Here is a 23,436-nt window from a genome sequence, read left to right on the forward strand (position 1 = left end):
ACAAGGCGCGATATTATTTATTATAAATGGCATTTATTAAAAACGGCATCAATGAATTGATGCCGTTTTTTTATTGTGATAACGACTAAATAAGTCATTAACTTAAAAATGAGCTTAACAAGGCTTTTTCTTACAGCGTAACAAAGTATGACCTATGCCAATGTTATCTATATCTTCATCCACATAAAGGCCTGCTTCACTGATCATTTTTAGCATATCTTTACTGTGATACATGCGGCTATTACCATTCGCTATTGCAGTAAAATATAGTGAGGTGGCGTTAACACAGTAGGCACCCGCTTCGTATGGTTGTCTGTCCCAGTAAGTCTCTAAGATACACAACTCACTATCAGAGCGCATAGCAGCAGCGGCGCGTTTTAAAATAGTGACAATTTGCTGTTTTGAGAAACAATCCAAGAATTGGCTCATCCAATATAAATCAGCATGTTGATAGAAAGGTTTATCACTATCAAGCAAATCGGTTTCAAGTGGATGCACTCGATCGGCAACCTTATTTATCTTGGCATTTTCCATCGCTACAGTTAACTGCCCCGGCAAGTCCATAATGGTGATGTTGACTTGGTCATCATAGCCTGTGCAAGCAATCGCCCACTTACCTGTATTGCCGCCCACATCAACAATATGTTGTGGCTTAGATCGAAAAATTAACGGTAAAAGACTATCAAACGCATGATCGGAATAGTAATGGTCAAACTCAAACCAGCTGCGTTTAACCTGCTCAGGTAATTGGCTTAATCCCGGGTAAATGGTGTCCCAATCGCCAAGGTATTTTAAGCCTTCAGCTTTGCCATTACGAAGAGATGCTTCTAATTCAAACAAACCTTGGTAACAGACATCGTGAATAAAGTTAAGATTCTTTGCAGCCATATCATCATGTAATAAGAAATGTCCTGTTTTATCTAAGCGGTAAAGCTCATCTTTGCACCAAAGTAGACCCATACTTAGACCCATATCTAGCAAAACATGAATAGCATACTTAGATACGTCAGCATCATTTACTAACTGCGCTAAGCTAATACCTTGATCGCCTGCTGCATCAATTTGTGCCAGTAGGCCGAATTGGCTAAGGCAACGGGCCACTTGAAAGCTTACAGGTGCGAAGGCTATTTTTTGTGCTTCGAATTTAGCATGTAGGCGGATATTTTTTCGGTGATTGATAAAAAGACATAAAATGAAGATTGCTCTAGCAGCAGGAGAAAAAGTGCTGCGATATTAGCAAACACTATTAAATAGGAGCTTGATCTAGCTCTAGATGTTGAGCTTGTTAACGACATGCTAGGGCGGGATAATGCATTTTTGGGACACACGCCTTAGAAGTTGCAGATAGTTGAATTGAAACTTACTTATGTGCAGGTAGTTACGTTTGTTTAAACCAATAAAAAGCTCTGCAAATGCAGAGCTTTTAAAGTGTTTAGCGACTTTTTAGTAATCAGTCACTAAATATGGTTACTGTACGTTTTCGCTATCGCTAAATTCGCCAGCAAATAGTGCTGATGATAAGTAACGCTCTGCAGCTGAAGGCAAAATAACAACAATATTTTTGCCTGCATACTCTGGCAGTTCAGCAATACGATTCGCTGCAACTACAGCAGCACCTGAAGAAATACCCACTAAGATACCTTCTTCTTTCATTAAGCGGCGCGCCATATCAATTGCATCTTCATTGCTAACAGCTTGCACAAGATCAACCAAATCTAAATCTAAGTTGCCAGGGATGAAACCTGCGCCAATACCTTGAATTTTGTGCGGTCCAGGTTGCAGAGGCTCACCTGCTTTAGCTTGAGCAATAACTTGAGAATCAACTGGCTCAACCGCCACTGACACAATATCTTTATTCTGACTTTTTAAGTAACGGCTCACACCCGTAATAGTACCGCCAGTACCAACACCTGCTACGAATACATCGACTTTACCATCGGTGTCATTCCAGATTTCTGGGCCTGTGGTTTTTTCATGAATTTCTGGGTTCGCAGGGTTACTGAATTGACCGAGAATAAGGTACTTTGAAGGATCAGATAAACGAATTTCTTCTGCTTTATCAATCGCGCCTTTCATGCCCTTAGCGCCTTCAGTTAACACAAGGTTAGCACCTAATGCTTTTAATAATTTGCGGCGCTCAAGGCTCATGGTGTTTGGCATAGTAAGTGTTAGCTGGTAACCGCGCGCGGCAGCAACATAAGCTAGTGCAATACCAGTATTACCTGAGGTTGGCTCAACTAATTCGATACCAGCTTTGAGGGTACCTTTCTTTTCGGCATCCCAAATCATGTTGGCACCGATACGACACTTAACACTGAAACTTGGATTGCGTGCTTCTATTTTTGCTAGCACATTACCATTGCTTACTCGATTAAGGCGCACTAGTGGGGTATTACCTAGCGTATATGAATTGTCTTCGTAAATGTTGCTCATGGTTTAGCTCCTTGTTTGCATTGTCTAATGATAATCGGTTTAGGTGGCTTTAACAGTGACAGTTAGTTATTCGTTATTCCTTTTAGTTATTAAAGCAAACTCTACTATAATAATAAAGCATCTTCTTAATTAACAATCATTTACTTTTGCTGCAACAGTTAAGCACATTATTACTCGCTTAGATGGTCAGACCTTTAGCAAATCGTCAATTAGTGCTTAGCGAAAATGCCAGAACCCAATAGACTTGTTTTAATTGTAAAATTTTCCCTGTATTAACCAGATGGCCAAAAGTTATCAGTATGGCAATGTCGAGGTGGGAAACTTGTTACTCCCCAATACCTTAATGGCAGATATAATATGAACAAAGTGGTGATTTCAGGAAGTGGACTTTACACCCCACCCCATAGCATTAGTAATGAAGAGCTAGTAACAAGCCTTAATCGTTACGTCGACCAATATAACAGCCAGCATGCTAGCTTAATCGCGAATGGTGAATTAAACGCATTAGCCCACTCATCGGCTGAATTTATCGAAAAAGCCTCAGGAATTAAGCAGCGTTATGTGATGGTCAAAGAGGGCATTTTAGAGCCTGACATCATGATGCCTTTGATAAAAGATCGCCCAAGTACCGAATTATCTATGCAGGCTGAAATGGGTATCGCGGCGGCGAATAAAGCCTTAGAACAGGCTAAACTGCTCGCCAGTGACATTGACTTAGTGATTGTTGCCTGTGCTTATACTCAGCGCTCATACCCTGCAATTGCTATCGAAATTCAGCAAGCCATGGGCACAAAGGGCTTTGCCTACGACATGTTGGTGGCGTGTTCGTCAGCTACATTTGCCATAGTCAATGCGATCAATGCCGTGCAGTCAGGTACAGCATCTAGGGTATTGGTGATTAATCCTGAAATATGTTCGCCGCAGGTTAATTATCGCGATCGCGATAGCCACTTTATTTTTGGCGATGTCGCAACCGCAGTTGTGGTTGAAAAAGCGAACAATGCTCACACTGAGTTTGCTTTTAATGTGCTGTCGAGCAAATGCGTTACTGATTACTCTAATAATATCCGCAGTAATTTTGGCCATATGAATCGCTGTGATCCGCTCAATGCTAACAGCAGTGATAAGTTGTTTCATCAACAAGGGCGCAAGGTATTTAAAGAGTTGTTGCCAATGATTTATCAGCATTTAGACAAGCAACTCGAACAAGAGCAGATACAAGCTAATGAATTTAAACGCTTGTGGTTACATCAAGCCAATATCAATATGAATCAGTTTGTGGTGCGTAAACTGCTTGGTGACAATGTGGATGCAGCGCAGGCACCAGTGGTATTAGATGAATACGCAAACACGGCTTCAGCGGGCTCGATTATTGCTTTTAATAAATATAATCAGGACTTTAAAACTGGTGATTTAGGTCTGCTTTGCTCGTTTGGAGCAGGCTACTCTGTTGGCAGTATTATTTTAGAGAAGACTTAATTTTAACTGTGTGTACTTTCAACTAAATCAAAAAGACTGCCAAGGCAGTCTTTTTGATCATCAATGGGTAAAATCTTAAACAACTAACGACTAATAACTACAGTAACCAGGCATAACTTACTTTCATAAAGTAGGTTTTATCTTTTTGGGTTAATGAATCGATTTCATCGGTAGCAACCAAGCCGTCGGAATAACCCAGATAAAATACACTTTGTGGATTTAGCTTATAGCCATATAAAATTTCATTGCCTAAATTCTGACTTTGCTTATTCGGCGATTGGTATTGATATAAACTTGGATCGCGCTCAATATCAGTATAGACACTGCTTAAACGTAAAAAACTATTTAAGCTGATTTGCCAATTGAGACGTAAATCAGTCAGGTTAGCGGTAAACAAAGTACCTTCATCAACATCAAGGGTTTGGTAGCGATGATTCACATCTAAGATGATTGACTCAGTCACCTTCCACTCCACCGCTGGGTTAAACATAGTCACAGTAGCCGCACGGTCGTTGGCGTAATCAATATCATCACCGTAGTTCATATCAATTTCTAATTTCAGTGACTGTATCGGGGTAAAGTTGGCGTACAACCAATTGAAATTAATATCGTACATGGTGGCATTGCCATCAATGGCCAGTGATGAGCCATCATGGCGTCTACCTACGCGGTCTTTGTGAACAAAACCGGTTGAGATGTAACTTTGTAAGCCGCCGTTAAACTCAATATACACCTCAGCTTCTTGTTCAATTTTTTCATTATTTTGATTGTGGGTAATGTCCCAATCGCCGCCAAATACCACTTTGTTGAAAAAGTTTTCCATTGGGTACCAAACATAATTACCGCCGACGACAAACTTACTGGCATCAATTCGGTCAATAAAACCTAAGTCAGCTCTAAAGTCTTCACCAATGGATTCATAACGGCTAAAGGCGCGCCAGTTACGACGAATATGGTCGTAGCTTACCCGGTACATACTGTCGGAAAAGTTATCTTGCTTGTTAGTGCGTAGCACGCGTTCATTGTATTCACAATTACCCAACTCACAGCTTTGTGGCGGTGCGCTGCAATCCTCGCCTTGGCAAAACTGTTGAAACAAATCATCAGGATATTGCGTGTCTGAAAATACATATTGCCCGGTAAAAGTATCTTGCTCAGTGGGCTGATACTTGATATCAACACTGGCAACATAGTTATGGTAATTCTCTGAGGTTTTAGCGGTAACCAGACCACCAAAAGATAGCTTCTTGTTGGGATCAAAGCGGTACCTTGCTGCAAGGTTATAGCTTTCTTCGTTAATGGTGGCGATATCTGAGCTTAAGTTACCCGGGATTAAAAACTGGGTATTTTCGTCATTAGCCGCCAACACAGCTAAAGTGTGATCATCAGTTTTACTGGTAAGCTTTACCCCATAGTCAGGTGAGGCAATATTACGAGTGTGTAATAGGCTTAATTGGGTATCGAAATAATCTTTATTATCTAAAAAGAAAGCACGTTTTTCAGGGTAAAATAACGCAAAAGTATTGTTAACATCTAGCTGACCAGAATCGGCTTCTACTTGGGAAAAGTCAGGATTAATGGTGGCATTTAATAACGTTGTAGGGGTGATGCCCCAACGTAAATCGAGCCCAGCTTCAACATGATTATCATCTTCCCAAGGCTGGTTAGGATTAAGATTACGTTGATTATTACTGGTTGCCACCACTGATGGCGTAATTTGAATATCTTTACCTTGCTTAGCGCCTTCAAGGCCTGTTGCGGTGCCGAGTTGGCATAATTGACATGACACATTACGATCAATTTTATGGCTTGATATACGATGGGTTTCATTTCTTGGGTAAAAGCGAATTAATTCAATGCCCCAAGTTTGCAGGTCTTTATTGTCATCAAAGTTAAATAGTCTTAATGGTAGCTCTAGTTCAACTTGATAACCTTGGGCTGTGATCTGACCACTAGCATACCAAATACCGTCCCAGGCATCACTTTCTTCACCTGTTAACTCATTTTCAATAGAGTCATTTTGAACCCCATAAGGGTTGATAAAAAACTGATAGGCAAGGCGGGCATTATTAAAGGTGTCGAGCTTAATACCAACTTGATCATCACCCCATGAGCTATCGCGGTCACGTAAATTACTGCGGATCTGTTCAGGGTTTGGGTCATTAGCCAAAAAGGCAACAAACAAACTGGTTTCTGTGGCAAATATTTTCGCTTCAGTGCTAACGGGGGCGGCAATGTTTTCACCCGGTGAGGTTTCATATTTAAGCTGCATAGTGGCAGCTTGTTGCCACTGTGGCTCATTCAACTCGCCATCGATTTCTACAGCCTCGGATAAGGTTGGAATGGCGATATTAAATTGACTTGCATCACCAGCGATAACAGAAGCAGGGAGCAGAAAAGTGCTAAAAAAAACGCTTAAAATAGCTGCGCTTCTAATGGTGGAATTTGATAGAAACAAAGGTGTTGTCAGGTATTTTTTCACAATACTTCTCATGATGAATCTGTAACTTATTGTTAGTTTGCGAGATTGTCGCAGAAAGTCATACTAAAGTCGTTAATTTTATGTGATTAAAATGTTTTTAATTGTTACTTGCGTTTGAGGGCTTGGAATTAACAATTGATAAATATTTACTTGTTAAAAACTAGGATGACGCATGCTCGATAGGCGGCTTCCTAACGTTAGCCTCATATGCATACTTAAAGGCAACAGCAAATAATCAAAGTATTAGTCACAAACCTCAGTAAGAGACAGATATGCAATAAAAAGCCTCAACAAAATGTCGAGGCCTCTTGATATCAATACCGCAGAATCAACAACGATATTCTCATTGCGAAACTATTCAGGTGCTATTTCTGGATGCTTATAAGCATCACGGTATTTATCAACCCACATGGCAGTGGCGCCGCAAATTGCTACCGGCATGACGATAAAGTTCACTATCGGGATCATTGAAAACAGCGTCACTGTTGCGCCAAAGGTATAGCTAGTGCCTTTAGTTTGATTGAGGGCAAACTTCATATCGTCAAAGGGGACTTTATGGTTATCGAATGGGAAGTCGCAATACTGAATTGCCATCATCCATGCACTGAATAAAAACCATAAGACAGGGGCGGCGGTTTGGCCGACGACAGGCACGATAAATAACAATAGAAACAGTAATGCTCTAGGCAGGTAGTACTTTAATTTAGTCCACTCTCGACCCATTATTCGCGGTAAATCTTTAATTAAATCCACCGTAGTGCCAGAGTTAAGTGACTTACCGGTTAAATGCATCTCAACTTTTTCAGCCAGCAGACCATTAAAGGGCGCGGCTATCCAGTTCATCACTGAGCTAAAGATAAAAGACATCACCACTAATAAGCTAACAACCGCCAGTGGCCACAGGAAAAAATTTAACCATGTGAGGTATTCGGGAATTTGGCCGTTCATCCAAGCAAACATTTCATCTAATTTACCAATTGCAAAATAAATGACCGTTGAGAATAAAACTAAGTTAACCATTAATGGAATGAAGACAAAGGTTCTTAGCCCAGGTTGTTTTATGAGCTTAAACCCATCCATAAAATAATTAACACCACTTTTCGTTGGTTTAATTGGCATCGATTACATCCTTGAAAAAACTAGTTATTACGATTGTGGTGATGCATTGAGCGGAAAACAAGCCTTAAAGTGTGTTTAAGTCATAAAAATCGTTACAAAATGCAGCGCGATTGGTAAAGTTGTACTTTATCTGTGTTACGCAGACGACATGATTATTCATCGACGCTTCTTAATCAATCTCACTGGAACAACTTCACAAGCATAATGCGATTAAAACAAATAAAACTTGCTGGCTTTAAGTCGTTCGTTGACTCCACCAAAATCCCCTTCAACCAACCTTTAACGGCCATTATAGGTCCAAATGGGTGTGGTAAATCCAATGTCATTGATGCCGTGCGCTGGGTGCTAGGCGAAAGCTCTGCTAAGCATTTGCGTGGCGACTCGATGATGGATGTGATTTTTAATGGCTCTAGCGCCAGAAAACCCGTGTCAGTTGCCAGCATTGAGTTGAGCTTTGAAAATCTCGATGGTCGATTAGCAGGCCAATATGCCAGTTATCAAGAAATATCGGTAAAAAGACAAGTCAGTCGCGATGGTGACTCAAATTACTTTTTGAATGGTCAAAAGTGTCGCCGTAAAGATATTACTGATTTATTTATGGGCACAGGTTTGGGTCCTCGCAGCTATGCCATTATCGAGCAGGGGACGATTTCGCGTCTTATTGAATCTAAACCCCAAGAACTGCGGGTTTTTATTGAAGAAGCCGCAGGGATTTCCCGTTATAAAGAACGTCGCCGTGAAACAGAAAACCGTATTCGTCATACCCGTGAAAACCTTGAGCGACTGGGTGATATTCGCTTAGAGCTCGGTAGCCAAATCGACAAGCTTGAACAACAAGCGCAGGCGGCCAGGCAATATCGTGAATTTAAGCAACAAGAACGCGACTTACATGCGCAATTGTTGGTGATGCGCTATCAAGAGCTTAAAAGCCAAAGTGACAATATTGCCCAAGAGATTTTACAACTTGAAGTTAATTTAGCTGCTGCCAATGCTGATGGTGAAACCACTGAATTAACCCTTACTCAGCTTAAAACCCAAATTGCAGAATTAACCGCTGCTGAGCAACAGCTGGTGGCCGAGTATTATCAAGCAGGCACAGAAATCGCTAAGCTTGAACAACAGCTTAAACATCAACAGCTACAAGATAATCAGCTGGAAAAACAATTAGCAGATCTCATTTCGCAGCAGCAAGTTGCTAGTAATGCGTTGCAAACCTTGATGCTGCAAGAGCAACAATTAACGGCGCAGTTAGCTGAGGGCAAACCTGAACTTGTTGCAGCAGAACAAGCGCTGGGCGTTATTGATGCTCAGCTGCAAGATGTTGAGCAAAAAGCGGCAGACTTACAGCAGCATTTATCGGTGTTATCTGATGGCGCGGCGAATGCCAAAATGGCAGCGGCACTAACCCAGAGCAAATTGCAGCATCAACAACAAATGCTGTCGCAGCAACAAAAGCAGTTAATCGAACTTAGTGCTGAGCAGCAGCGAAATACTGAGTCTGACTCACAAGCTGAATTAACCGCACTTGACCTCAAGTTAACCGCCCTTAAAGAGCAACTTGAATTAGAAGATGAAATCAAGCATCAACTCACTGATGAACTTGAAGATAAGCAACAACAGCTAGCTCAGGCAAGTGAAGATTATCAGCAGCAAAAACAGCAGTTATCGTCACTAAGCGCCAGAAGTGAGCTGATTGAGCAATGGCTAACCAGCAATGACGATGATCAGCAAGCTTTATGGCAAACCATTGAGGTAACGCCAGGCTGGGAAAAGGCTGTTGATGTATTACTGCAAGGCATTTTAGCCACCAAAGTGATTGATGCTGGTGGTGCAATTGGCCCATCAGTGAGTGGTTTTATTGCCACAGGTGAGGTGAGCGCGCTGAATCACCAAATTAGCGCTGCGGTTAATTTATCCCCTTGGCTTCACCATGTAAGCTGGTGCGCCAGTGTTGATGAGGCAAAAGCGCAGCTTAAGCAGTTAAGCTCAGATGGCATTATTGCCACCCAAGATGGTTATTTAGTGGGTCATGGCTTTGTCTTTAAAAAAGCCGACTCTAAGCAATCACAGCTGGCACTTAAAAATGAGTACCAGCAATTACAAATACAAATTAGCCAATTAAATGAGCAATTGTTGCAGTTGCAGCAGCAAGTGAGCTTACAAACTCAGCAAGTTGGCGATGCTCACGCGCAATTGAGTCAATCTCAACTTAAACATCACCAGTTGCAATTAGATTGCAGTAAGCTTGATGCTCAGAGCCACAGTTTGGTGCTGCAGCAACAAGACAGATTACGCCGACAAAAAAGCCTTGATGAACAAGTGGCTCAGCTGCAAGGACAAATTGGCGCAGGTCAACAAGCGATAGAGCGATTAACTGCCGAGCTTGAGTTATCCCAGCAAACGCATCAACAGCAGTTGGCAACCCAGCAGCAAGTAAATCAAGATTGGCAAACTGCCAGTCAGCAGCTACGAGATTATAAAGCTAACCGCAGTCAGCAAGAGCGTGATAGCAATAGTTGCCGGCAAAAAATGCAACAATTGCACACTCAAGTAGCAGTATTACAAGCCAATATTAGCCAGCAAACCCAGCAGAGCGAGTCCACCACAGCGCAAATCAAGCAGCTGCGGGAATCTTCGCAGCAAACTAATGCCAGTTTAGGTGAGCAGCAATTACAACAGCTGCAAACACAATTAAACGCGCAACTCGACATTCAGCAAGCTAAACAACAATTACTGAATTCAAATCGTACACAGCAGGCAGAGTTACAAACTCGGCTCGATAGTGCGGTATTGATTCAAAAACAACAGCTTGGTGCACTGCAAAACTTGACTCAGTCTCTCAGCGGGTTAAAGTTACGTCGTGAAGGATTAAAAGGTCAGGCCGATGGCCAATTTCAGTTACTTGAAGAACAACAGATAAAGATTCAAGATGTGATAGCGCATATTCCTGAAACAGCTAAAGTCATTGTATGGCAGCGAAACCTTGATAAAGTAAGAGCTCAAATCAGTCATTTAGGGGCCATTAACCTCGCGGCAATCGAAGAGTTTGAGCAGCAAAGTGAACGTAAGGCTTATTTAGATAATCAAGATAATGATTTAAATAAAGGCTTAGCCACACTTGAAGAGGCCATTCGTAAAATCGATAAGGAAACTCGCACTCGATTTAAAACCACTTATGATGCGGTCAATGCGGACTTATCAAAGTTATTCCCTAAGGTTTTTGGCGGTGGTAAAGCCTATTTAGCCTTAACGGATGATGATTTACTTGAAACGGGTGTGACCATTATGGCGCAACCACCCGGCAAGAAGAATAGTACTATTCACCTTCTTAGTGGTGGAGAAAAAGCCTTAACCGCTTTATCATTAGTATTTGCCATATTTAGACTAAATCCAGCACCATTTTGTATGCTTGATGAAGTTGATGCACCCTTAGATGATGCCAACGTTGAGCGTTTTTGCCGCTTATTAAAAGAGATGTCACAGAGTGTGCAGTTTGTTTATATTAGCCATAATAAAATCACCATGGAAATGGCTGATCAATTAATAGGTGTCACTATGCATGAACCGGGCGTTTCACGTATAGTCGCAGTCGATATCGAAGAAGCGGTGGCACTTGCCGACGCTGAATAAATAGAATAAATAGGATTACAGGGTCACCAATGGAAGATTTTCAACTGGTTTTGTCAATACTAGGCGCAATAGCGATTATCGCAGTATTGGTACATGGGTTTTGGTCTATTCGTAAACAACAACCTAAAACGTTAAAAGACAACCCAATGACGGGGTTTTATAAAGGCCAAGCAGAGCAGCGTGACTCACAGGGGTTTGACGCTGATGGTATTGGTGAAGTGAGACGGGTTAAAGCTGACGAGGTCTCAGTTGAGCCTGTTATGAGACAGTCGAAGGTTAGCCCACATTTAAAGCCTAATGTAAGCAGCAGTCAACTTGATAGTGCAGAGCTAGAAATTACTGCAGCGGGTTCAAAAAAGGGCATTGGCCTACAAAACCAATCAGCAGTGAATGTGCAAGCGCCAAGTTACCATCCGGGTAGAAAAGATCCCGTAATGACTACCGCTGCCAAAGAACCAGAGCATATACCAACCCAGCAAGCGCTGTTTGGTGAAGAGTTTAATGATGACTCTAATGAACCTTTGATTGACGACCCTATTGAAAAAGCCTCAGTAACCAAAGCTGAATCTAATGTGAGCTCTGCAAGTGTTCATTCGCCAGAACATCAAACCTTAGCACAAGAGCCGCTCACTCCTGTTGTCGAAACTGTGCCAAAGGCTGAGCCAGTAGAAGAGCCACTTGGCGAGCCGCAAGATGTATTAGTACTGCATGTGGTTGCCCGTGACGGTGAACAATTACAAGGCGCCGAGCTATTACCTTGTTTGTTATCGCTTAACTTTAAATTCGGCGATATGGATATTTTCCATCGTCATCAAGATAATGCCGGTAATGGAAAAGTGCTATTCTCCATGGCTAACATGTTAAAGCCTGGGGTATTTGACCCTGACAATATGGAACAGTTTGCCACTCAAGGTGTGGTGTTATTTATGACATTGCCTTGCCATGGCGATGCGTTAAGAAATTTCTCAATTATGCTTAATTCAGCCCAGCAACTGGCTGATGACTTAGGCGCTGAAGTGTTAGACGACAAGCGTAACGCCTGGACTGATACTAATAAACAAGCATACTTAAGCCGAATTCGAGCCGTTTCTTAAATTTTATTATATTTTACAATGAGGCCGCACTTGCGGCCTTGTTTGCTTTTTAGATGAGTGATTTTATGCAAGACATTAAAACAGAAATACAGCAAATTAGCAGTGAACTACACCGTCATAATATTCTTTATTATGTGGATGATGCGCCGAGTATTCCTGATGCTGAGTATGACCGTTTAATGCAGCGCCTTATCGCGCTTGAAACGGCTCATCCTGAGTTGATTAGCATTGATTCTCCCACCCAAAGAGTTGGCGGCGCGCCACTGGCCAAGTTTGATCAAATTACCCATTTAAAGCCGATGCTCAGTTTAGATAATGCCTTTGAGCAAGCAGACTTTGAAGCCTTTAATAAACGTATTAGTGATAAAGTAGATACGGTCAGTTACTGCTGTGAGCCAAAGCTTGATGGTCTAGCGGTGAGTATTTTATATCGTAATGGCGTATTAGAGCGCGCAGCAACGCGAGGCGATGGCAGCGTAGGTGAAGACATCACAGATAATGTGCGCACCATTAACTCGATTCCGTTAAAGCTTCGGGGTGATGATTTCCCTGAACTGATGGAGGTGCGTGGGGAAGTGATCATGCCTAAAGCAGCATTTGATGCGCTTAATCAGCGTCAACAGGCCAAAGGCGAGAAGACTTTTGTTAACCCACGTAATGCCGCCGCTGGCAGTATTCGTCAATTAGACAGCAAAATCACCGCCACCCGCGCATTAGGCTTTTACGCTTATGCTCTAGGTGTGGTCGAAGGTGAAAGCTCGCCAATGGCACAGAGTCACTTTGGCCAGCTTACCCAATTAAGACAATGGGGCTTACCTGTTAGTCAAGAAGTTAAAGTCTGTGACAGCTTACCTGAAGTGTTTGCTTACTATAGCGATATTATGACGCGCCGCAGCAGTTTATCTTATGAAATAGACGGAGTGGTAATTAAAGTAAATGATATTGCCAAACAAACAACGTTAGGCTTTGTCGCTAGAGCGCCGCGCTGGGCAATAGCCTATAAGTTTCCCGCGCAAGAAGAGATGACGCTACTTGAAGAGGTTGATTTTCAAGTTGGCCGCACCGGTGCGGTGACGCCGGTTGCGCGTTTAAAACCGGTGTTTGTTGGCGGTGTTACCGTATCAAATGCCACGCTTCACAATGCTGATGAAATTGCGCGTTTAGGCGTAAAAGTCGGCGATACGGTGATTATTCGCCGCGCGGGTGATGTTATCCCGCAAATTGTTGCCATTGTGGCTGAAAAGCGCCCTGATGATGCTAAAGAGATTACCTTCCCGACAGCATGCCCAGTGTGTGACAGTTTAGTCGAGCGGCTTGAAGGTGAAGCGGTAGCACGTTGCAGTGGTGGCTTATTTTGTGAAGCCCAGCGTAAAGAAGCCATTAAACATTTTGCCTCTCGCAAAGCATTAAACATCGATGGCATGGGCGACAAAGTGGTTGAGCAACTGATTGATAAAGAATTAGTACAAAGCCCTGCTGAGCTGTTTACCCTTACAGCATCGATGATCACCATGCTAGAACGTATGGCAATGAAGTCGGCGACTAAGCTTGTTGCCGCCATTGATGATGCCAAAACCACTACCTTATCAAGATTTATTTATGGCTTAGGTATTCGTGAAGTTGGTGAAGCCACCGCAGCCAATTTAGCCAGCCATTATAAAACCCTTGATGCCATTAAAGCGGCCAGCATTGATGAGTTAATTGAAGTGGATGATGTCGGCGTGATTGTTGCCAAACATATAGCGCATTTTTTTGCTCAGCCCCATAACCTTGAAGTGATTGATAAGTTAGTCGCTGCGGGTGTAAATTGGCCTGCTCTTGAAGCCGTTGATGAGTCAGCCTTAAGCCTTAAAGGCCAAACCTGGGTATTAACAGGTACCTTAACTCAGTTAAATCGCAACGATGCTAAAGCGCAGTTACAAGCGCTGGGGGCAAAAGTGGCCGGCAGTGTTTCTAAAAACACCGACTGTTTAGTCGCGGGGGAGGCTGCAGGTTCTAAGTTAACCAAAGCCCAAGACTTAGGCGTGAAAGTGATTGATGAACAAGGCTTATTAGATTTGCTAAGTCACTAATTATTAATTAATAAACACTAATCACTAACAATTAGTCGCTTTAAATAATCTTAAAAAGTAGCTACTGGCAATTTATTAATAGTATAAGTTAAGGCTTACCTAGCTTCGAACTAAGCAAGTAAGCCTTTACCTAATAAACTGGATACCCTGTGAATTTTAGCAATATCACTTGGCTTGATGACAAGGGCCATATAAAACCGCCGATATTTTTGTATTTAATGCTGATCTTTCTCGCCCGTGGTTGGTGTGTCTTTATTGCATCGTTAACCCAATTTAACGATCGCACTGGGCTCGTGAGACTATTTTATCCTGAAAAAAGCGATTTTTTACTGGCATTAGCGAGCGGGGTTGGTGCGGTATTGATTTATGGATTAGTGATTGCGGAGCGAAAACGCAGCCCACAGGTATTAAGGCCGCTATTTAATCAGATTAAGTACATTCTATGGCTACTACTGATTGTTGATGCTTTATTACTTAGCCAACGCCTGGTTCACGATCATTTTGTTTTCAAAGTCAGCTTTGCACTTGATGCATTATTTATCTTTTGGTCAGCTATTTATTTATTAAAATCAAAACGATTGCAGCATTATTTTAAAGATTGGCAAAATGAAGCCGATTATATGGCAGTAGAAGCTGAACTTGCCATGGCGAAAGAACAACAAGATGCTCAACTTTATGAGCCAGATGAACAGTCACAAGCCGCGCAGCATACTCAAAAGATTGTCGAGTCAGCCAAACATAATCGAGGCGTGTCTAATAAAGTTATTGCAACAGAAATAACCGACTCGATAAAGGTGAATAAGTAAAACATGTTAAGTCATAGTAGCTGACAGAAATAAAAACCAATACCAGCGGCTGCTATGGCGGTTAAAAAGGATCTTATCTTGGCTAAAGTAGTGGCTAAAACTGAGCCTATCAATATACCGTTATCACAACTGGTGGTCGGTATGACGGTAAAACTGCCGTTATCGTGGTTTAATAATCCGTTTTTTCGTAATAAAGTACTGATTAGCTCCCAAGCAGAAATTGAACTGATTAATAGCTTAGGCATTAACTATGTGACTGTGATTGACGGTCAGCATTTATTTGTTGAGCCCGTTATCAGTCAACCTGTGGTTGCTGCGGAAGTGGCCCCCGCGTTTGATATTAACGCCATAATCAAAAAGTCAGTAAATACAAGTCGAGTTCGCTTCAGTAAAGCCTGCAGTAATCTTCGCCCCGCATATAGTAAAGTCATTAGTGATCCGCCGGTATCACATCGAGAAGCAGTGACAGTCGTGGAGTTACTATTAACCCATTTACATGAAACCAAACAGCCACAAATTGGATTAGTTAACTGTGCTGATAAAGAAATAAACATGGCTCAGCATGGGATCTCGGTTGCTGTGTTATCCATTTTAATGGGGCACAGCCTTGAGTTAGCCCCTGCGCAAATGCGAGATCTTGCGTTAGGCTGTGTGTTTCATGATATTGGCAAATTAAAAATACCTGATGCCATACGTCGCAAACGCATTGATTTAACTAGTCACGAGCGAAACTATATAAAGACCCATCCCAATATCGGCTATGAAATGCTAGATAGAAGTGGTTTATTCCCTAAAGCCATGTTGGATATTGTGCTACATCATCATGAGTATATCGATGGTAGTGGTTACCCCAATAAACTCACCAAAAATCACATTCCTTTATTGACCCAAATCGTGATTCTAGCGAATGACTATACGGTATTGTTAGAAAGCACAGGCTCAGCACAATTGGCATTAGGCACCTTATTTAAAAGCCGTGCTGATAAACATGATAAAGCCTTGATTAGCATACTAGTGAAAACGTTAGGCGTTTTTCCTCCGGGCTCCATTGTTAAATTGTCCGATGGTAGTATCGCCAAGGTAATGATGACATCAACCGCATCTAAGCAGCCCCATGTAGTTAGTTGTTCAGCTCATGGTACTCAGGCCAGTTTTAGATGCTTAATTGATGAAGGGGTAACGATTGTTGAGACGGTAAAACTAGAAGATTTATCAAAAAAACTAGCTAACTTGCTAGAAGTTCACGCCCCTGTATGTTTTTATGTTTGCCATATTAATGATTAATTTTAGCGTTTTTTAACCCGTAGGATTTTCATGAACTGTATTGCAATTATCGGCTGTGGTTGGTTTGGCCTGCCATTAGCGACAAGATTAGTTAAACAAGGTTATCAGGTTAGCGGCACTAAGCGAACCCAAGCTGGTTGTGAGCAGTTATCCTCACTGGGTATTGATGCTTATAAGCTAGATTTAAGTGAGCAAAATATTGAAGCAACACAGCTTGAAGGCTTACTTGAAGCCGATGCGTTAATCATTAATATTCCGCCGGGCCTGCGCCGAGGTGAAAGTCATTATCTTGAGCATATTCAAACCTTGGTCAACTTGATTGCACCGCGCCAATATCAGCGGGTGATTTTTATCAGTACCACAGGGGTTTATCCTGCTAAAAATCGCATAATGACCGAAGCGGATGCTGCGGCATATGATGATAAAAGTGCAATATTATTGGCTGCGGAGTCGTTAATTGCTGCAATGGATAATGCTTGTATCGTGCGCTTTGCAGGCTTAATTGGCCCTAAGCGCCATCCGGGTAAGTTTTTTGCTGGTAAAACCGATGTTAGCGGCGCAAATGTCGCGGTTAATTTGGTTCATCTTGATGATTGCATTCAGGCAATAGAGGCCATATTGGCGGCGACGAGCTCAGGGAAAAATGTGTCGAGCTATTACAATTTAACTGCGCCGAGTCATCCTACTCGCGTTGAGTTTTACCAAGCAGCGACTGCTGACTTGGGCTTAGCAGCGCCGCAATTTAATCAAACCCAATTAGCCAGTAAAGTAATAAATGGTAATTTGATTTGCCAACAGCTTAATTTCAACTATATTCATCCCGATCCGCTAAAAATGCTAGCAGCTTGTTAATTGATAACTCGTTAGCGGCGAGATGGTTGGTATTAAGCAGTGATCAGGTATAATGCAACCCATATTTATGATTAAAGGCCAAAATTGAATGAGCAGCCAAGTTGCACAATTCGCACTTTTGAGTGGCGATGAGTTTGTTGAGTTATATAAAGTATTAAAAGTACAAGGTTTAGTCGATGGTGGCGGTGCAGCTAAGCATGTCATCTCTGAAGGCTTAGTCACAGTAAACAACGAAGTTGACACACGTAAGCGTAAAAAGTGTGTCGTTGGTGATGTCATTGAATTTAATGGCGATAAAATTCAAATTGTTGCCACAGCATAAGGATACAAGCATGCAATTCCCTGATGATGACAATGGTAAAATGTTAGCCGCAATGGCTGAGTCTGGTATTGACTTAACTGTAGCACTTGATGTTGATTTCTTTTTGATTTTTGATGATCAACGCGATGCAGAATCAGCATTAGAAGCACTCGCAGCAATGGGCTCAAATGGTGAGTTAGAGCTTAACTTTAGCGAAGAAATCGAAAAGTGGGAGCTGATTGTTTGTTTAAACATGGTGCCAACTTATGATGACTTGGTGGCTAAAGAACTTGAGTTAAACACCTTTGCCCAAGAGTTTGACGGCATGACAGATGGATGGGGCGTAATGCAACATCAAGAAGGTGATGACGAGTTTGCTGATGATGAGCATCAATGTGACGACAACTGCTCACACACCCACTAGTTAGCCTGTTAAAATATTGAAAACAAAAACCACCAATTAGGTGGTTTTTTTGTGTCTTTATATTATAGGATGGAGCCATATGCAGTTAAGGGAAGTTAATATCCCGCAGTATTTATGGAGTCGCATTTTAAATGGCAAGACACATTAGCTTTGGTACCCCAGTCAATGATGCCGAACGTTGGGCATTTTCTCTTTTATCTGACGAACTTCCTGAAGATTATCTCCTTTTAACCAATGTAGAAATTCCTACTCAAACAGGCCAAGCAATGGAGGTTGACGCCTTAGTTGTCGGTGAGTTTGGTGTGTATGTGGTTGACGTAAAAGGCTACATTGGTCGCTTAAACGCTGGTTTACATGCTTGGTCACTGGATGGTCGTCATGTGGACAATAGTTTATCAAAAGCCAATTATGTCGCCCGAGTATTAGCGGGTAAATTAAAGAACAAAATTCCTGTGGGCGTTTATGCTCCTTGGTGTCAGGGCATGGTGTTTGTTACAGGGCGTAAAGGCGAAGAAATTCTGGTTGAAAAAGATACCGGTAAACTGAGTATTTATACCCCTGCAAAAATCATCGCCGCGTTAACCAAAGAGTGGGGCTTAACGGCGCCGCATATTCATCCTGTGACCGACACTCAAAAAGAAATGGTATTAGACACCATAGGCCAGGTGGCACTGGTTGAGCAACGTAACAACAAAATTCAAGATTTCATTAAGCTCAAATGTTTATTCCTGCAGCAAGGCTTGGAAGTTTGGCAATCAGAATATAATCCGGGTGGCTGGACCGCGCCATGGCTGTTGAAAATACTGGTGACCAGTGAGTTTGACGACAGTATTGATGCCAATTATCACGAGCAAAAATTGCGTGATGAATTTAAACGGATTCAGTCACTTTCAGGTTGTAGCTGCGTGCCTTTTTGCGCGCCACTTATTCAAGATGGTGAACAGGTGGTCTTGCCCATCAGAATGCCCCGTGGTGTGCCACTGAATATTTTTGATATTGGACAGCAAACCACTTATCAGCTGTTAGAAATTCTGCGCCGCAGTGTCACCGGCTTACAGCAAATCCATCGCCGCGGTTACACCATAGGTGGCTGGGAAGATAATTGTATATTTATCTCAGATGACGCTGACGTTGAATTTATTGATATTAAAGATTCACTTAATACCAGTGAAGATATACAAGCTTATGCCACGGCCTTTTTAGAATTAGCTGAAAAAACCGTACAACCACGTATTTACCAATGGTATCGCGCTGCAGCCAAAGGCAGCACCATTGACCTTGACGCGATTCGTTGTGATTTATCTGCAGTTATCGATTTAGGTGTGTGTGACACTTTACCGCACAAAATCGTTATCGAGCAGGGCGCGGTGGTTGATCATCATTACCGCCTCGATCACTTTATTTCAGCAACGCCTCGCAGCCAGCTATGGCGGGCATTGCATTTACAAGGGAACTTCCCATGCTGCGTCAGTGTTTATCAAGATGTGGATAACCAATGGCACACCCTGAGTAACATGTATCGCAGCCTGGCTAAAATTTATCATCCACATGTTGAGCGTGTGCTGGCATTTGGGCAATTGCCACAGTCGGATGATTTATTCATTGCCAGAGATTGGGTACAAGGGGTCGCGCTTGATGAAGTGGCCACAATACAAGTGGGTCAACCCAGGTTGTGGTTTATTCAACTATTAACAGCACTACAATACTTGCACAGTTTAGATATTCACCATGGGGCCATTTGTCCTAAAAATATCATTTGCCGAGACGGTAAGGCTACCTTAGTAAACTTTGGTATAGGTTCTGATATAGCTGCCAGCCATTACGCTGCGCAATATGCCGATCCGACTATGTGGTCTGTAGAAGGCGATGCTGAAAAAGATTTATATGGCTTGGTCGCAAGTGTTGTCGATGCGATTTCTCCAGAGTCGATTAAACAAGGCAGTGGCGCAGATGCCATGATTAACGCCTTAATGAGCTTTGATAAGCAGTGGCTTGGCGAAGGCTTTTTTGAGGCTTGCTTAAGTATTTTGAAATTTGAATTTCGTATCGTTCCTAACCGCAGTTATGCCGAGCAGTTAGGGCTCGATGAAGTTGAGTATCAAAACTCTGGCTTGTAGTTATCTTGATTTATAGCCCTTCAGGCTTATGTTAAGGATGTCTGCCCCAAAAGCCGGTACAAGCCGTATTGGCTTATATGATTCGAGGATAATGTAAGAGGGATCCCATGATTATTAAACGCATTACTGCTGAACGACTTGATGATGTTTTGCCTCTGTTTAGCCAATATATGCATTTTTACGGGGTTGAGCAAGCCGTGACTGAGTATGCTACCTATTTGCTGGAACGGTTAAATAATCAAGAAGCGTTTATTTTTGGGGCTTACACTGAAGCGGATAAAGCGATTGGTTTCGTGCTTAATTATCAAAGTTTTTCATCCACAGAGCTAGGTAAAGTATTAGTGTTAAATGATCTATTTGTTGAGCCAGACTATCGAAATCAAGGCGCCGCTAATTTACTTATCCGATGCTCTATTGAATTGGCTCGCGGTATTCAAGCCGTAAGGGTTGATTTAAGCACCGCGAAAGTGAATTTTCCTGCTCAATCTGTCTATGAGAAAATTGGCTTTGTAAAAGATAGCCGCTTTTTTTCGTATAGCTTGTCGGTTAAAGATCATCCTTTGCTAAATGAATAGGCACAAGTGATGTGTAGCTTAGCGTGACTTTATAATTTTCTTGTTGGTTACTTTAACTAGAACGGCACTTCTTGGCTGATAAACTCGAAAAATACAGCGCCCCTATAAAGCCCATCAGTTTTTAGGCATGACACCACTAAAGGCCTTTATGAGTAATGATGTGATTAAAAAACGAATATCGATAGCGATGTTGGCCAATATAAAGCCCATTTAAGCGGCCTATTTGAAGGGTGAATCATCGCCAGTATTCTTATACTACACTTGAGTCATGCAAATTAGCTTGTGGTAGGGTCATATCCTTCATATGGGATTTATTCAATTGCTGTAAGTTGATTAAAATAGCTATAACTTACGATATTGAGGTAACACCTGATGAGCTCTTTTAAAAAAACACTACTCGTTTCAACTTTGAGCATCGCCGCGCTGACAGGTATGGCGCATGCAAGTGATCTATCATGCACTGTTGCTGGTGGTGATGATATCACCATGGCTAATATTGATATTTTACGTTCAAATGAACCTGTGGTTAACATTGATGGCTATAAATCGCCGATCTTAAGTAATATTTATCGCATCGATGCAGTTGATGGCCAGGACATCAGCGAAACACCCACTTACCTTTTATACAATCATTACCCGCTAGCTGATCATAAGTTATATGCCAAGGTTCAAGTGCACGGTGAAGAGGCCGTTACTGGTTACTGCATTGTGACGGGTGAAATCTAAGCTCGCGTTATTGCATCGTATAATCGCATAACGACTAATACTCAGTAAGGCGGATGTGCCTTACTGAGTTTTTATTTTACTTTTTTAACGCCCCTATTGAGCATTCCTGCTGCTAAAGGATCTTTTTTGCTAAGCTAGTTTTACTATTAATAGCCCGTCACCCATCACCCATCACCCATCACTATTTTATCATTTCTCTAAACGGCATTTAAAACCACTTATGCTTATTACAGATCACGAAACGCTAATTAACTTTGTCTTATTACAAGTTTATCCTGGGCCAGTTAGATCTATGTCACATTATTTAAACGCTAATAAACATTCAGTTTGAGAGTACTAAATGGCGAATTCCGTCAATTTGAAACTTAATAACCACAATACATCTAGTGTTACTATTGTTGCGCGTCACAACAGTGGCTGGTAATGGGATTCATCTCACGCCGCGCAGGCTTGACTATGTAATCAAGCAACCAAAAACAATGCTTTATCTTACCTATTACTCTGTTTACATTGTTGTCATTAAAAAATAAGGGAGAACGCTTTAATGGAAAACTGCCCAACAAAGTCGACGACAACCAAAAACAATAAAACTGACTTCATCATCTTGTTTGGCAACATTGCCTTGTTTGCCTTGCTATATCATTTATTACCCTTTGAACAAGGGGTCAATACCGGTCTATCGCTACTTATTTTTGCAGCTATTCTATGGTTAACCGAAGCGATTCATATCAGTATTACCGCCATTTTAATTCCGATATTAGCGGTGTTTTTGGGGGTGTTTGATACTTCCACCGCCATGAGTAATTTTGCTAACCCGATTATCTTCTTATTCTTTGGTGGTTTTGTGTTGGCGGCGGCGCTAAATCATCAGGGCATTGACCGCTTAATTGCGCAAAAGGTGTTGCTGCTGTCTCAAGGTAAGTTGAGTATTGCTTGTATGTTACTGTTTTTAGTGACCGCAGTGCTGTCGATGTGGATCAGTAATACGGCAACAGCCGCAATGATGCTGCCACTAGCCTTGGGTATTTTGCATCAACTGGATTTTAAACAGTACCGTAAAACCTATTTGTTCGTGCTACTGGGAATCGCGTATTCTGCCAACATTGGTGGAATTGGTACCCTAGTGGGTAGTCCGCCTAATGCCATTGCTGCGGCACAAGTGGGCTTAAGCTTTAGTGATTGGCTCGAGTTTGGTTTAATCACTGTGGCTATTATGTTACCAAGCATGTTAATCGCGCTTTATCTATTTTTAAAACCTGATTTATCGACTGTGTGTGAGATAAAAACAGAAAATGTAAAAATGACCGTTAGTGCAAAATTAACCCTGATTATATTTTTAGCTACAGTTTGTGGTTGGATATTCAGTAAACCATTAGCCCAAGCACTTGGTGGGATCAGTAAGTTTGATACCATTGTTGCTTTAGGTGCGGTAGTTGTGCTTGCCAGCCTTAAATTAGTGGACTGGAAAAAAATCGAATCGACTACGGACTGGGGAGTACTTATCCTGTTCGGCGGTGGCCTCACGTTAAGTGCAGTGTTAAAAGCCACAGGCACCAGTGTGTTTCTAGCCCACTTTGTGACAGATATTTTTGGCGATGCCCACATGGCGCTATTTATGATTGCAGTGATTACCTTTGTGGTGTTATTAACTGAGTTTGCCAGTAACACGGCTAGTGCAGCATTGCTGGTGCCAGTTTTTGCTGCAATTGCTGAGCCCTTAGGTTTATCGCCAGTGATGATTTCAGTAGTGATTGGTATTGCAGCTTCTTGCGCCTTTATGTTGCCTGTCGCCACCCCGCCTAATGCCATTGTCTTTGGCTCAGGTTATATCAAGCAATCTGAAATGATGCGTGCAGGTATGATTATTAACTTCATAAGTATGTTGGTGCTGTTTTTAATCACCAACTTGTTCTGGGGCTTTTAATTGCACTGTTAATCACAGTTAAAAAGCGCAATCACTTTACTCACTAATAAAAAGGTAACTTAGGTTACCTTTTTGCGTTTTTTAGCCGATATCTGTCAACAATTATTAAATGTTCACA

15 protein-coding genes and 2 pseudogenes are annotated in these 23,436 nt (G+C 42.0%); 13 read left to right on the forward strand and 4 right to left on the reverse strand.

Annotated features, from left to right (window positions below):
• Positions 1-114: 114 nt before the first annotated feature.
• Both BCU91_RS18445 and cysK read right to left on the reverse strand, forming a co-directional pair.
• Positions 115-1,189, reverse strand: a pseudogene (locus BCU91_RS18445) (methyltransferase).
• A 278-nt stretch (positions 1,190-1,467) separates the two neighbouring features.
• Positions 1,468-2,433, reverse strand: coding sequence for a cysteine synthase A (gene cysK / locus BCU91_RS18450; RefSeq protein ID WP_102439869.1), 966 nt, complete (start codon positions 2,431-2,433; stop codon positions 1,468-1,470).
• Positions 2,434-2,790: 357 nt separating this feature from the next.
• On the opposite strand from cysK, the gene BCU91_RS18455 reads away from it, so the two are divergent.
• On the forward strand, positions 2,791-3,912 hold the full coding sequence (locus tag BCU91_RS18455) for a beta-ketoacyl-ACP synthase III (RefSeq protein WP_102439868.1): 1,122 nt from the start codon (positions 2,791-2,793) through the stop codon (positions 3,910-3,912).
• Positions 3,913-4,009: 97 nt separating this feature from the next.
• On the opposite strand, the gene BCU91_RS18460 is transcribed toward BCU91_RS18455, so the two are convergent.
• Entirely contained in the window at positions 4,010-6,406 is a 2,397-nt protein-coding gene (locus BCU91_RS18460) for a carbohydrate binding family 9 domain-containing protein (protein WP_102532111.1), read from the reverse strand.
• A 342-nt stretch (positions 6,407-6,748) separates the two neighbouring features.
• Entirely contained in the window at positions 6,749-7,513 is a 765-nt protein-coding gene (gene cysZ / locus BCU91_RS18465; RefSeq protein ID WP_102532112.1) for a sulfate transporter CysZ, read from the reverse strand.
• Positions 7,514-7,717: 204 nt separating this feature from the next.
• On the opposite strand from cysZ, the gene BCU91_RS18470 reads away from it, so the two are divergent.
• The 12 genes and pseudogenes from BCU91_RS18470 (at position 7,718) to BCU91_RS18525 (ending at position 23,318) form a co-directional block, all read left to right on the forward strand.
• Positions 7,718-11,143: a chromosome segregation protein SMC gene (locus tag BCU91_RS18470; protein WP_102532113.1), complete on the forward strand. Its 3,426-nt coding sequence runs from the start codon at positions 7,718-7,720 to the stop codon at positions 11,141-11,143.
• 29 nt (positions 11,144-11,172) lie between these two features.
• Positions 11,173-12,237 carry a cell division protein ZipA gene (gene zipA / locus BCU91_RS18475; protein WP_102532114.1) on the forward strand — a complete coding sequence of 355 codons (1,065 nt, stop codon included), beginning with the start codon at positions 11,173-11,175 and terminating at the stop codon, positions 12,235-12,237.
• 65 nt (positions 12,238-12,302) lie between these two features.
• Positions 12,303-14,309, forward strand: a complete 2,007-nt coding sequence (gene ligA / locus BCU91_RS18480) for an NAD-dependent DNA ligase LigA (RefSeq protein WP_102440426.1) — start codon at positions 12,303-12,305, stop codon at positions 14,307-14,309.
• Between the two features lie 149 nt (positions 14,310-14,458).
• A pseudogene (locus BCU91_RS18485) lies at positions 14,459-14,911 on the forward strand (DUF2919 domain-containing protein); the annotation flags it as partial.
• Between the two features lie 282 nt (positions 14,912-15,193).
• A complete protein-coding gene (locus tag BCU91_RS18490; RefSeq protein ID WP_198589271.1) occupies positions 15,194-16,399 on the forward strand; it encodes an HD-GYP domain-containing protein in 1,206 nt (401 codons plus the stop codon).
• Positions 16,400-16,429: 30 nt separating this feature from the next.
• Positions 16,430-17,251 carry an SDR family oxidoreductase gene (locus BCU91_RS18495; RefSeq protein WP_102440417.1) on the forward strand — a complete coding sequence of 274 codons (822 nt, stop codon included), beginning with the start codon at positions 16,430-16,432 and terminating at the stop codon, positions 17,249-17,251.
• Positions 17,252-17,339: 88 nt separating this feature from the next.
• Positions 17,340-17,573: an RNA-binding S4 domain-containing protein gene (locus BCU91_RS18500; protein ID WP_102440416.1), complete on the forward strand. Its 234-nt coding sequence runs from the start codon at positions 17,340-17,342 to the stop codon at positions 17,571-17,573.
• A gap of 10 nt (positions 17,574-17,583) precedes the next feature.
• Positions 17,584-17,976: a ribonuclease E inhibitor RraB gene (locus BCU91_RS18505; protein ID WP_102440415.1), complete on the forward strand. Its 393-nt coding sequence runs from the start codon at positions 17,584-17,586 to the stop codon at positions 17,974-17,976.
• 131 nt (positions 17,977-18,107) lie between these two features.
• Positions 18,108-20,093, forward strand: coding sequence for an NERD domain-containing protein kinase family protein (locus BCU91_RS18510; RefSeq protein ID WP_102440414.1), 1,986 nt, complete (start codon positions 18,108-18,110; stop codon positions 20,091-20,093).
• A 107-nt stretch (positions 20,094-20,200) separates the two neighbouring features.
• Positions 20,201-20,668, forward strand: a complete 468-nt coding sequence (locus BCU91_RS18515) for a GNAT family N-acetyltransferase (protein WP_102532116.1) — start codon at positions 20,201-20,203, stop codon at positions 20,666-20,668.
• A 372-nt stretch (positions 20,669-21,040) separates the two neighbouring features.
• The gene (locus tag BCU91_RS18520) at positions 21,041-21,394 is read left to right on the forward strand and encodes a hypothetical protein (RefSeq protein ID WP_102440412.1); all 354 of its coding nucleotides are present in this window, start codon (positions 21,041-21,043) and stop codon (positions 21,392-21,394) included.
• A gap of 544 nt (positions 21,395-21,938) precedes the next feature.
• Positions 21,939-23,318, forward strand: coding sequence for a DASS family sodium-coupled anion symporter (locus BCU91_RS18525; protein ID WP_102440411.1), 1,380 nt, complete (start codon positions 21,939-21,941; stop codon positions 23,316-23,318).
• The last annotated feature ends 118 nt before the right edge of the window (positions 23,319-23,436 follow it).

Origin of the sequence: Shewanella sp. 10N.286.52.B9 (genome assembly GCF_002873635.1) — a bacterium.
Taxonomy (GTDB): domain Bacteria; phylum Pseudomonadota; class Gammaproteobacteria; order Enterobacterales; family Shewanellaceae; genus Shewanella.

Coding starts and splice junctions, on each gene's coding strand:
- ligA (WP_102440426.1), top strand. CDS start 12,303: ATGCAAGACATTAAAACAGAAATACAGCAAATTAGCAGTGAACTACAC.
- BCU91_RS18500 (WP_102440416.1), top strand. CDS start 17,340: ATGAGCAGCCAAGTTGCACAATTCGCACTTTTGAGTGGCGATGAGTTT.
- BCU91_RS18460 (WP_102532111.1), bottom strand. CDS start 6,406: ATGAGAAGTATTGTGAAAAAATACCTGACAACACCTTTGTTTCTATCA.
- cysZ (WP_102532112.1), bottom strand. CDS start 7,513: ATGCCAATTAAACCAACGAAAAGTGGTGTTAATTATTTTATGGATGGG.
- BCU91_RS18525 (WP_102440411.1), top strand. CDS start 21,939: ATGGAAAACTGCCCAACAAAGTCGACGACAACCAAAAACAATAAAACT.
- BCU91_RS18520 (WP_102440412.1), top strand. CDS start 21,041: ATGAGCTCTTTTAAAAAAACACTACTCGTTTCAACTTTGAGCATCGCC.
- BCU91_RS18455 (WP_102439868.1), top strand. CDS start 2,791: ATGAACAAAGTGGTGATTTCAGGAAGTGGACTTTACACCCCACCCCAT.
- BCU91_RS18515 (WP_102532116.1), top strand. CDS start 20,201: ATGATTATTAAACGCATTACTGCTGAACGACTTGATGATGTTTTGCCT.
- BCU91_RS18495 (WP_102440417.1), top strand. CDS start 16,430: ATGAACTGTATTGCAATTATCGGCTGTGGTTGGTTTGGCCTGCCATTA.
- zipA (WP_102532114.1), top strand. CDS start 11,173: ATGGAAGATTTTCAACTGGTTTTGTCAATACTAGGCGCAATAGCGATT.
- cysK (WP_102439869.1), bottom strand. CDS start 2,433: ATGAGCAACATTTACGAAGACAATTCATATACGCTAGGTAATACCCCA.
- BCU91_RS18470 (WP_102532113.1), top strand. CDS start 7,718: ATGCGATTAAAACAAATAAAACTTGCTGGCTTTAAGTCGTTCGTTGAC.
- BCU91_RS18510 (WP_102440414.1), top strand. CDS start 18,108: ATGGCAAGACACATTAGCTTTGGTACCCCAGTCAATGATGCCGAACGT.
- BCU91_RS18505 (WP_102440415.1), top strand. CDS start 17,584: ATGCAATTCCCTGATGATGACAATGGTAAAATGTTAGCCGCAATGGCT.